Here is a 10,434-nt window from a genome sequence, read left to right on the forward strand (position 1 = left end):
ATATATTATTAGTGATCCCTATTTTTAACTTTTAGGATGTAGACTTTCCGATAGCCACTTCTTCCCTTCAGCAATTCTTGTGACCATCATCGCCGAAACCAAGTCGCCATTAGCATTCAACAAAGTCGCCATTGGATCAACCAAAGTTCCAACAATCATTGCTGCCGGCAAGGCTTGCTCCATTGGAAAACCATAAACTGTAATTGCCAAAACTTCTCCAATATAACCACCGTTTGGAATTCCACCCTCCACCACCGAAACGATTACTGTGATTCCCAATGCTAAAAGCAAGGTGCTTGGTTCCGTAAAATCTTTACCAAACATTGCGAAAATAACCGCTATTTTAATAATTGATGACATCGCCGAACCGTCTTTGTGCAAAGGTGCACCAAGTGGAATTATAATATTACTGATATGATTTGGAATTTTCATGTCCTCAGCAGCTTCAAGATTTGCTGGAATTGTGGCAATACTGCTGCATGTTCCAAGTGCGGTTAATGATGGGGTAATATTGTTTTTCCAAAAAACCACAAGTCCTTTTCTTCCTCCAGCCATAAAAGCATACAAACTGAAAAACACCACAAAATAAAATGCACAAACAGCATAATAAAGCCCTAATGGTTTTGCGTATGCACCAAATAATTGCGGTCCAAAAATCCCGACTTGGTATGCGAAATAAGCTCCCAAACCTATTGGAGCCGTTTTCATAATGATATGCAATAATTGTTTCATCACCTCGTCTCCTGATTTTAGAAAACTTTTGAAATTTTGCCCTTTTTCACCTGATTGTAATGTGGCAAATCCTATTAAAAAGGAGAATAATATCAAAGCCAACATACTTTTTCGAGACAATAATTCATAAAAATCATTGGCGGTAAGCAACTGCGTGATTTGAGAACCCGCATTACTTCCTTGAATATTTTCTATGGGGATTTTAGAAATAATGAAATCTTGGTGAATAGGAAAAAGCAAAACGCCAAGAACCATCAGAATAGCAGAAATCAAAACCGTTCCCAAAAAAACACCCATCACGATAGTGAATAATTTACCTAGTTTTTCCGTTTTTTCTAGTGTGGCTATAGAGGAAGAAATCGTGAAGAAAATTAACGGAATAATAGCTGTAAACAATAGGTTTAGAAAAATATCTCCCAATGGTTTTATAACCTCAACTCCCTTTCCAAAAACCAAACCTAACATACTTCCTGCTACTATTCCTCCCAAAAGCAACAAAATACTTTTGTAATTTTTTAAGAAACTGCCCAATGAGATGTTTTTTCTTGCCATTATTTATAAAGTTTAGGTAAATATAGAAATCTAAATGAAACTGACATTCACTTTGTCAAAGTTTTGAACTTTGACAAAGATTCTAAAAAAACAATAAATCAATGTTTTTTCTGTTTACTTTTACAACAAATAAATTTCCATGTCAATAGACGTAAATAATATATCGAAAAGTTACGGCGCTCAAAAAGCATTAGATAACATTTCATTTTCTGTCAGAAAAGGAGAAATTGTGGGTTTCCTAGGTCCAAATGGAGCTGGAAAATCAACTTTAATGAAAATATTGACGACTTATATCGCTGCCGATGAAGGATCTGCTTCGGTAAATGGATTTGATGTGAACTCTCAAGTCAAAGCCGTGCAACAATCAATTGGTTATTTACCCGAACACAATCCGTTGTACTTGGATTTGTATGTTCGAGAATATTTGGCTTTCAATGCCGATGTCTATAAAGTAGCTAAATCCCGAATCGAAGAAGCGATTCAATTGACAGGTTTAGCTTCTGAAAGCCACAAAAAAATAGGACAATTATCCAAAGGTTTTCGCCAGCGTGTGGGCCTTGCAAATGCCTTATTACACAATCCCGATGTTTTGATTCTGGACGAACCAACTACCGGTTTAGACCCGAATCAATTGGTCGAAATTAGAAACGTGATAAAAAACGTGGGCAAGGACAAAACCGTTTTTCTTTCGACACATATTATGCAGGAAGTCGAAGCAATTTGCGACCGTGTAATTATCATCAATAACGGAAAAATTGTAACAGACAAAAAACTAGACAACTTGATTTCTGAAGAAAAACAGCAAGTTATCGAAGTCGAATTTGACTATAAAGTCGAAGAACAATTAATCGCCAAAATTGAAAATCTTTCATCCTACAAGAATACCCACGATATGATTTGGGAATTGACTTTCAACGCAGACAAAGATATGCGACCTGCGGTTTTTGATTTTGCCAATACCAACGGTTTAAAAACGCTGCAACTTAATCAGAAAAATAAAAATCTGGAGGCGGTTTTTAGGGAGATTACGAAATGAGGTTAATCCCCAACTCCAAAATGCATGCTTTCATTTCTTCAATTGCAATTTGAACATCTAATTCAGTAGTTTTCCAATTGACAAACGAAGCTCGAATTCCTTTGCGGTTTTCGTAAACCGTTGGCGTCAGTAACACTTTGCCTTTATCATTAAGATATGTCAAAAATAAATTTACTTTTTCTTGATTGTGTTCTCCTGTTAAAGTAAAACACACATTATTTAAACGTGTTGGCGCTAATAATTCGAAGTTTTTATTTTGCACAATGAAATCGTCAAATAATTAAAGAAAAAAATTAACCAAATTCCTTTTGTTTTTTTAACCGCTATTAACGATGAAAGCGAAAAGGAAAAATGCATTGTAGATGGCGTGGATCTTTTCTTAATCAAGCCATTCAAAATAGAAACCTTAATAAAAATTATTGAAACAAAAATCACTAGATTCTATAAAATAAGAAATTTCAACCCTAATGTCAATGCTAATTTTATCCGCGAAATAAACACTCCTCTGGATGGGATTTTAGACTCAATTAATGTTTTAAGGGACCCTAAAAAAGAGTAGGGAAGGATGAGGTTGCCTTTTTTTATAATTCCATTAAAATATATCATTAATGTCCAATAACACAAAGTGATTTTTATTTTTTTCTTTCAATAACATAATTTACCATCAAAATCAAGGCGTCTTTAAACTCTGATTTTGGATAGTTCTCCAAAAGCAAAAGTGCTTCTTGCTGAAATTGCTCCATTTTTTGTTCGGCGTACGACAAGCCGTTATTGTCCTTAACGAATGCTATAACCTCTTTTACTCGTTTCTTGTCTTTATTGTGGTTTTTAATGGAATTGATAACCCATGATTTTTCCTTAGAAGTGCAATTATTCAGAACGTGAATAAGCGGCAAAGTCATTTTTTGCTCCTTGATATCTATTCCCGTTGGTTTCCCAATGGCTTCCTCACTATAATCAAATAAATCATCCTTGATTTGAAAAGCCATTCCGATGAGTTCGCCAAATTTTCGCATGTTTTCGACCTGAACCTCATCGTCAATAACCGATTTTGCTCCTAAAGCACAACAAGCCGCAATTAAAGTGGCCGTTTTTTTTCGAATGATTTCGTAGTAAATGACCTCGGTTATATCGAGTCTTCTGGCTTTTTCAATCTGCAATAATTCACCTTCACTCATTTCGCGAACAGCCACTGAAATGATTCTCAATAAATCGAAATCATCATTATCAATGGAAAGTAACAATCCCTTAGACAACAAATAATCCCCAACAAGAACGGCTATTTTATTTTTCCAAAGTGCATTGATGGAAAAAAAACCTCTTCGACGGTTACTATCATCGACCACATCATCGTGAACCAAAGTCGCCGTATGAATCAACTCAATAACCGATGCTCCGCGGTAGGTTCTTTCGTTTACAACTCCTTCAGCAACCATTTTTGCAGTCAAGAAAACAAACATCGGACGCATTTGTTTTCCTTTTCGATTAACAATATAATACGTAATTCTGTTTAGCAAAGCCACTTGTGAAGTCATCGATTCATAGAACTTTTTTTCAAAAAGTTCCATCTCGTTAAAAATAGGCTGTTTTATTTGAGAAGTGATATTCATTTAGAATTCAAATATACTATTTTCGAATAAAACTACGTTATCAATTATGCGGGAAGTATGAAAATTATAACAAATGTTTTAATTATTAAAAAAAGAATGACCCCTGTATTAAACCTTTTATTAATTTATTTATCAAAAGAACTACCCCCTAAACAATATTCATTATGAAAACAAAAAATTTATTATTAGTTACAATGCTTTCCATCACTTTTTTTATTGGTTGCTCCTCTAATGAATCGGTTGATGGATCCCCAACTTCTAAAACGATAACGACAGACGATGTTATTGCAAATTCAGAAATTGACGCTTCTGTAGATGATGTTTCAATTATTGCCGAAGACCAGTTTGACATGCAAAAAAGCATCACTGTCAAAACTAGTGTTGGAATGATTAGTATGTTACCTCACTGTGCAACAATTACAACTGTTTTAACTAATGACACATGGACTAGAACTGTTGATTTTGGAACTCAAGGTTGTACTTTACACAATGGAAATGTTGTGAAAGGAAAAATTATCATCAGTTTTTCTAAAAATTTCACCACTCCGATAAGAACAATAACTTATACCTTGGAAGGCTTTTATCACAATGGTAAATTAATTGAAGGAAGTAAAACAATAACTCACGAACTTAAAAGCACCGATTTATTGGCCGCCATACATCCAGTAACGACACATACAATTGATATGAAAATAACATTTGCAGATGGTACAATTTATTCTAGAATTGGAACAAGAGTAAGAGAAATGGTTGAAGGATTTGCTACTATTACAAATTGGGAAGACAACGTTTTCTTGGTTTGGGGGTACAATATAACAACATTCCCAAATGGGGCCAAATACACTTTCACCATAAAAACTCCATTACAAATTAATTTGAGTTGTAAAAGGCCTTTCCCGGTCAAAGGTGTTGTTGAAATCATGAAAAATGAGGGGCTAGCAACATTAGATTATGGAAATGGGGATTGTGATGATCTAGCAACGATTACTATAAAAGGAGTTGCAAAAGAAATTCATTTGAAAAGATAATTTTTCAAACTTTTCTAAATCAAAAACGTCCCGATAATTTTCAGGACGTTTTTTATGCTTCTTTATTTGCTAATTGACCGCAGGCAGCATCAATATCTTTTCCGCGACTCCTCCGTACTTTTACAATGATTCTATTTGCTTCAAGTGCATTTATATACGCATTTATAGATTCTTCAGATGCTTGCTGAAATTCTCCGTCATCAATGGGGTTGTATTCTATCAAATTTACTTTACAAGGAACATATTTGCAAAATTTTACCAATGCATCAATAGATTCCTTGTTGTCATTAATCCCTTTCCAAACAACATATTCGAAAGAAATTTTACTTTTTGTCTTCCTGTACCAATATTCCAATGATTCTCTTAAATCCGCTAAAGGGAAATTTTTGCTAAATGGCATAATTCGAGAACGGATTTCATCAATTGCTGAATGTAATGAAACTGCAAGATTGAATTTTACCTCATCATCTGCCAATTTTTTAATCATTTTTGGCACACCCGAAGTCGAAACTGTAATTCGTTTTGGAGACATTCCCAAACCTTCGTTTGAAGTTATCATTTCGATAGCTTTCAAAACATTACCATAATTCATAAGCGGTTCTCCCATTCCCATAAAAACAATATTCGACAAAGGCCTATTATGGTACAATCGGCTTTCTTTATCAATTGCAATTACTTGATCGTAAATTTCGCCTGGTTCCAAATTTCGCATCCTTTTTAATCTAGCGGTGGCGCAAAAATTGCAATCCAAACTACAACCTACTTGGCTTGAAACACAAGCTGTTGTTCGAGTATTTGTTGGAATCAAAACACTTTCTACCACTAAACCATCGTGCAAACGAACTGCGTTTTTAACGGTTCCATCTTCGCTGCGTTGCATTGTGTCGACCTTGATGTGATTAATAACAAAGTGCTCTTCGAGTATATTTCGTGTTGCTTTTGCAACATTGGTCATATCCTCAAAACTATGTGCTCCTTTACTCCACAACCATTCATAGACTTGGTTACCACGAAAAGCTTGATCGCCATTGGCAACAAAAAAATTACGTAATTGTTCTTTTGATAAGGCTCGTATGTCTTTTTTCTCGATTTGCATGCTGCAAATTTAATGACTATTTGTTGATTTGTTGATTTGATAATTTAATAACTTTGACAAAAATTAAAAAAATGCATTTCATTTCACAAGAATTAGAAGATTATATCGAGCAGCATTCTGAAAAAGAACCAGAATTACTAGCCGCTTTAGACAAAGAAACCTATCAGAAAATTTTATTGCCTCGCATGTTGAGCGGCCATTTTCAAGGAAGGGTTCTGAGTATGCTTTCTAAATTGATTCGCCCAGCAAACATTCTCGAAATTGGCACTTATACTGGTTATTCGGCTTTATGTTTGTGTGAAGGAATACAGGAAAACGGAATACTTCATACGATTGATATCAAGGAAGAATTAGTGGGTTTTCAAAGAAAATATTTTGACAAATCGCCTTGGGGAAATCAAATAGTACAACATCTTGGGGAAGCAATAACAATAATTCCAACTTTAGATTTAAAATTTGATTTGGTTTTTATTGATGCTGATAAGGAAAATTATATTCGTTATTTTGAATTGATTGTTCCAAAAATGAACAAAGGAGGGGTTATTCTTTCGGATAATGTTTTGTGGAGCGGAAAAGTTCTAGAACCGTTACAGCCGAATGATGTGAGTACAAAAGTGATTATGGAATACAATCAATTATTAAAAAAAGATCCGAGGGTGGAAACGGTTTTATTGCCCATTCGAGATGGATTGACGGTTTCGAGAATAGTTTAAATTCCTGAGATTGATTCGTTTTCCTTAATAACCTTAAGCTGGAGAATTTCTTTTTTGAGCCATTTGATACAATTTGAACATCAAATACCCAGAAAAATATCCAAATAAATACCCAGAAAAAATATCCAACGGATAATGTAATCCTAAATATATCCGGCTATAAGAGAAGATTAGCGGCCATAAGAATATAAGTCCAAAACGTCTGAATTTATCTCTGAATATAAGATATAAAAAAGTGGCAACCGCCATTGTATTTGCAGCATGACCCGAGAAAAAGCTATAGGACACGCTCGATTTAACAATTCTTATACTTGTGTTTATTTCTAGATTGTTGCAAGGTCGCAATCTTTGAAATCCGTTTTTGAATAAATTAGTGATTTGATCTGTGAAAACTAATAAAATTGCGACGAAAAGCAATAGGTACAAAGTTTGTTTTATACCTAATTTCTTAAAAACAAAATATAACAATACTACAAAAAAAGGAATCCAATTGGTTTGTTTTGTTAATAGCAACCAAAATCCATCATAGGTTTCAGAACCTAGGCTGTTTAAATAAATAAATAATTGGGTGTCGAGAGACAGGATTTTTTCCAGCATTATTTTTTGCGTTTTATTGGCCCAACACTATCCTCAATACCTTCTTTTACATTATCTGTTCTAGAAGTTGTTTCAGCTAATGAAATGTCCTTCGCTGAGTCAATTTCAATATCAACTGCATTAGAAACTTTTTCCAAATTTGTTGTAGTTTCTCCCAATAAATCACTTTTTGTTTTGTTAATTTCGGATGCAAAAGTATTTGAAATTCCACTAAATGTTGTTGTCGTTTCAACAAGAATATTGCTTTTGGCTTTATTGATTTCTGAACTAATGTTGTTGGTAAAATCATTCAATGTTTTTTGATCAAAACCATTATCATCAACCCCTTTTTGGATTTCGTTTTTTATGTCGTTTGTAGCATTTTTTAATTGCGCCATCATTTTTCCCATTCCGCGAGCCATTTCGGGCACTTTATCTGAGCCAAAAAGCAATAGAACAATAAACATGATAAAAATTAATTCGCCTCCTCCTATTCCAAACATAGTGTATTTATTTTAAGGTGTAAAGTTACAAAGTTGTACAGTTACAAAAGACATTCTTTCATAAATAATTAACATTGACAAAATACTGATTGTTTTTAGTTTTCAGAAGCCGTAATTTTTTTGAATTCAACGTTTTTCGTAATAAGAAAATCAATTAATTCTTAAATTCAATTAATAAATGCGAAAGCGAAGGAATCGTATTGAAAGATTAAATATTTTTTCAGAACAAAGAAAAGAAAATTAATTCTTTTCCCTGTTTGCTGAAATGGGAAAATTTATCTTACTTGCTCCTCGCCTAAAATTCGCAAAAGTATGGTCCATTTTACCGTTGAACAAAGATACAAATTAGAAGTTCTATTGCAACAAAACGTTTGCAAAGAACAAATAGCAATTGAGTTAGGAAAGCATATTTCGTCAGTTTACAGAGAATTAAAACGTAATACTGACGAACGTAATACTGTTTACAAAGCCAATTTAGCGAGTCGGAAGTGTAAAAAAGGCACAAAGAAAAGCTTAAGAATCACTGTTTTAATTTAGAAATTCAAAATTATGTTTGTTTTTTAATAGAAGCTGATTTGTCGCCAGAGCAGATCGTTGGGAAATCAATAAAAGATGGCGTTAGATGTGTTTCTCAAGAAACAATCTATAAGTTTGTTTGGGATGATAAGAAGAAAAGGTGGCAACTTATATAAGCACATGAGAACTTTAGGGAAAACGTATCGAAAGAGAGGTGTAAATGAAAATTTAAATGGCTTAGTTAGGTAATATTTTAAAAAAGGTTCAGCCTTCAGTTTGATAACAGATGAACAAGTAAAAAAACGTGGTAGAAAAGCTAAATAATAGACCTAGAAAAAGGTGTCAATTTAATTCCCAAAATGAAGTATATTTACAAAAACTAAACAATAATCAAAAATTCGCATTTATTAAATCAAATGCCGACCTCAAAAAATTTAAATGCAATTATTCCAAATACTATTTTAGATTTACGTTACAAATTAATTTTTTCGCAAACCAACAGGTTCTGTTTTGTGAAAAATCAAAAAAATCAATTTATTAGAACCCGCCTTAAGTATAAAAAATTTCATAGAAGTCAATTGCGATTATTCAAGTAACAAGATCCCACTTCCTAAATTATAAATGTATGGCCTTATTAAAAATTTTCCTCATTGAAGATGATGCTTTCTCTGGAGAAGCTTTAAAATATCATTTAAAGCTAAATCCTGATTTTGATGTGCATCTTTTTAAAACCGGAAAAGAATGTTTAACTAATTTATATCTTAAACCAGATATCATTTGTTTAGATTTTGGATTGCCCGACACTACAGGTGATAAGTTGATGGCAAAGATTCAGGAAACGAATAATAAAATCCCAATTATAATCATTAGTGGGCAAGAAGAAATTGAAGTTGCTGTTAGCTTTTTAAAAGCCGGAGCCAAAGATTACATTGTTAAAAGCGAACACACCAAAGACTTGCTTTGGAATGCAATCATTAAAATTAGAGAAAACCTTGATTTAGTTCACGAAGTAGAAGAATTAAAAGAACTATTAGAACAAAAATACAGCTTCGAAAAAACGATAATTGGGCAAAGTGATGCCATAAAAAAAGTTTTTAATATAGTAAATAAAGCTATTAATTCCAATATTAATGTCTCAATAACAGGAGAGACGGGAACAGGAAAAGAAGTTGTTGCCAAAGCTGTTCACTATAATTCAGAAAGGAAAAACAAACCTTTTATAGCCATAAATATGGCTGCAATTCCAAAAGAATTAATGGAAAGTGAATTTTTTGGTCACGAAGCAGGAGCTTTTACTGGAGCCAATACCAGAAATGTAGGAAAATTTGAGCAAGCCAATGGAGGAACCATTTTTTTAGATGAAATTGCTGAATTAGATTTCAATCTTCAGAGTAAATTACTAAGAGTTTTGCAAGAACGAGAAGTGGTTCGTTTAGGCGGAACTGCCAAAATAAAGTTTGATGCCCGATTAATAATAGCTACGCATAAAGATTTGGCTCATGAAGTAAAAAAAGGAAATTTTAGAGAAGATTTATACTATAGAATTATGGGCTTACCAATTGAGTTGCCCCCCTTAAGAGAAAGAGGAAATGACTCGCTATTATTGGCAAAGCATTTTATTGATTTATTCATTAAGGATAATAAAATGAAGGCAATATCCTTGTCAAAGGAGGCTAAAGATACACTCATTAGATACCCCTTTCCGGGTAATATTCGAGAATTAAAATCGGTGATAGATTTAGCTTGTGTTATGAGCGATGGTAAAGAAATTTTGCTAGATGATCTTACCTTTAGTAGTATAAATACTACTGATTTTTTCATATCAGAAGAAAAGACTTTAAAAGAATATACTGCCGAAATTATAGCTCATTATTTAAAAAAGAACAATAATGATGTGTTAAAAACAGCAAAAAAGCTAGATATTGGAAAATCAACCATTTATAATTTAATTAAACCTTCTGAAAACGCTAAATAAACGTATAAAGTTAAATTCTTTTAAACATCATGAATAAAAATCTCCCGATACCAAAAAATGAAGTAGCTCGTTTAGATGCATTGGCTCAATACAATAT

General features: G+C 33.2%; 10 protein-coding genes and 1 pseudogene. 5 read left to right on the forward strand and 6 right to left on the reverse strand.

The features are described from left to right. Positions 1 to 24: 24 nt before the first annotated feature. The gene (locus tag AABM59_RS08275; protein WP_338408495.1) at positions 25 to 1,284 is read right to left on the reverse strand and encodes a dicarboxylate/amino acid:cation symporter; all 1,260 of its coding nucleotides are present in this window, start codon (positions 1,282 to 1,284) and stop codon (positions 25 to 27) included. A 139-nt stretch (positions 1,285 to 1,423) separates the two neighbouring features. Between AABM59_RS08275 and gldA the strand changes: the two genes are divergently transcribed. Beyond that, positions 1,424 to 2,320: a gliding motility-associated ABC transporter ATP-binding subunit GldA gene (gldA, locus tag AABM59_RS08280; RefSeq protein ID WP_338408496.1), complete on the forward strand. Its 897-nt coding sequence runs from the start codon at positions 1,424 to 1,426 to the stop codon at positions 2,318 to 2,320. On the opposite strand, the gene AABM59_RS08285 is transcribed toward gldA, so the two are convergent. Together AABM59_RS08285 and AABM59_RS08290 are read right to left on the reverse strand one after the other, a co-directional pair. Beyond that, positions 2,310 to 2,582: a hypothetical protein gene (locus AABM59_RS08285; protein ID WP_338408497.1), complete on the reverse strand. Its 273-nt coding sequence runs from the start codon at positions 2,580 to 2,582 to the stop codon at positions 2,310 to 2,312. The two genes, gldA and AABM59_RS08285, sit on opposite strands and share 11 nt — an antisense overlap. Positions 2,583 to 2,952: 370 nt before the next feature. Next, a complete protein-coding gene (locus tag AABM59_RS08290; RefSeq protein ID WP_338408498.1) occupies positions 2,953 to 3,930 on the reverse strand; it encodes a polyprenyl synthetase family protein in 978 nt (325 codons plus the stop codon). A gap of 164 nt (positions 3,931 to 4,094) precedes the next feature. Between AABM59_RS08290 and AABM59_RS08295 the strand changes: the two genes are divergently transcribed. Beyond that, complete coding sequence (locus AABM59_RS08295; RefSeq protein ID WP_338408499.1) at positions 4,095 to 4,958, forward strand: hypothetical protein; 864 nt, start codon at positions 4,095 to 4,097, stop codon at positions 4,956 to 4,958. A 52-nt stretch (positions 4,959 to 5,010) separates the two neighbouring features. Here the strand turns inward: AABM59_RS08295 and rlmN are convergent, their stop codons facing one another. Then, complete coding sequence (rlmN, locus tag AABM59_RS08300) at positions 5,011 to 6,054, reverse strand: 23S rRNA (adenine(2503)-C(2))-methyltransferase RlmN (protein WP_338408500.1); 1,044 nt, start codon at positions 6,052 to 6,054, stop codon at positions 5,011 to 5,013. A gap of 71 nt (positions 6,055 to 6,125) precedes the next feature. Here rlmN and AABM59_RS08305 point away from each other — a divergent pair, with 71 nt between their 5' ends. Further along, entirely contained in the window at positions 6,126 to 6,767 is a 642-nt protein-coding gene (locus tag AABM59_RS08305; protein WP_338408501.1) for an O-methyltransferase, read from the forward strand. Between the two features lie 33 nt (positions 6,768 to 6,800). On the opposite strand, the gene AABM59_RS08310 is transcribed toward AABM59_RS08305, so the two are convergent. Together AABM59_RS08310 and AABM59_RS08315 are read right to left on the reverse strand one after the other, a co-directional pair. Further along, positions 6,801 to 7,364 carry a phosphatase PAP2 family protein gene (locus AABM59_RS08310; protein WP_338408502.1) on the reverse strand — a complete coding sequence of 188 codons (564 nt, stop codon included), beginning with the start codon at positions 7,362 to 7,364 and terminating at the stop codon, positions 6,801 to 6,803. A gap of 221 nt (positions 7,365 to 7,585) precedes the next feature. Continuing rightward, positions 7,586 to 7,846, reverse strand: a pseudogene (locus tag AABM59_RS08315) (twin-arginine translocase TatA/TatE family subunit); the annotation flags it as partial. Positions 7,847 to 8,158: 312 nt separating this feature from the next. On the opposite strand from AABM59_RS08315, the gene AABM59_RS08320 reads away from it, so the two are divergent. Next, entirely contained in the window at positions 8,159 to 8,383 is a 225-nt protein-coding gene (locus AABM59_RS08320; protein WP_338408503.1) for a helix-turn-helix domain-containing protein, read from the forward strand. Between the two features lie 604 nt (positions 8,384 to 8,987). Further along, on the forward strand, positions 8,988 to 10,337 hold the full coding sequence (locus AABM59_RS08325) for a sigma-54 dependent transcriptional regulator (RefSeq protein WP_338408504.1): 1,350 nt from the start codon (positions 8,988 to 8,990) through the stop codon (positions 10,335 to 10,337). Positions 10,338 to 10,434: the final 97 nt, after the last annotated feature.

The sequence above is a fragment of the uncultured Flavobacterium sp. genome (assembly GCF_963925185.1).
Lineage (GTDB): Bacteria > Bacteroidota > Bacteroidia > Flavobacteriales > Flavobacteriaceae > Flavobacterium.

Bases quoted from the DNA above. Each gene is read 5' to 3' on its own strand.
- AABM59_RS08275 (WP_338408495.1), bottom strand. From the start codon at position 1,284: ATGGCAAGAAAAAACATCTCATTGGGCAGTTTCTTAAAAAATTACAAA.
- gldA (WP_338408496.1), top strand. From the start codon at position 1,424: ATGTCAATAGACGTAAATAATATATCGAAAAGTTACGGCGCTCAAAAA.
- AABM59_RS08290 (WP_338408498.1), bottom strand. From the start codon at position 3,930: ATGAATATCACTTCTCAAATAAAACAGCCTATTTTTAACGAGATGGAA.
- AABM59_RS08295 (WP_338408499.1), top strand. From the start codon at position 4,095: ATGAAAACAAAAAATTTATTATTAGTTACAATGCTTTCCATCACTTTT.
- rlmN (WP_338408500.1), bottom strand. From the start codon at position 6,054: ATGCAAATCGAGAAAAAAGACATACGAGCCTTATCAAAAGAACAATTA.
- AABM59_RS08305 (WP_338408501.1), top strand. From the start codon at position 6,126: ATGCATTTCATTTCACAAGAATTAGAAGATTATATCGAGCAGCATTCT.
- AABM59_RS08310 (WP_338408502.1), bottom strand. From the start codon at position 7,364: ATGCTGGAAAAAATCCTGTCTCTCGACACCCAATTATTTATTTATTTA.
- AABM59_RS08320 (WP_338408503.1), top strand. From the start codon at position 8,159: ATGGTCCATTTTACCGTTGAACAAAGATACAAATTAGAAGTTCTATTG.
- AABM59_RS08325 (WP_338408504.1), top strand. From the start codon at position 8,988: ATGGCCTTATTAAAAATTTTCCTCATTGAAGATGATGCTTTCTCTGGA.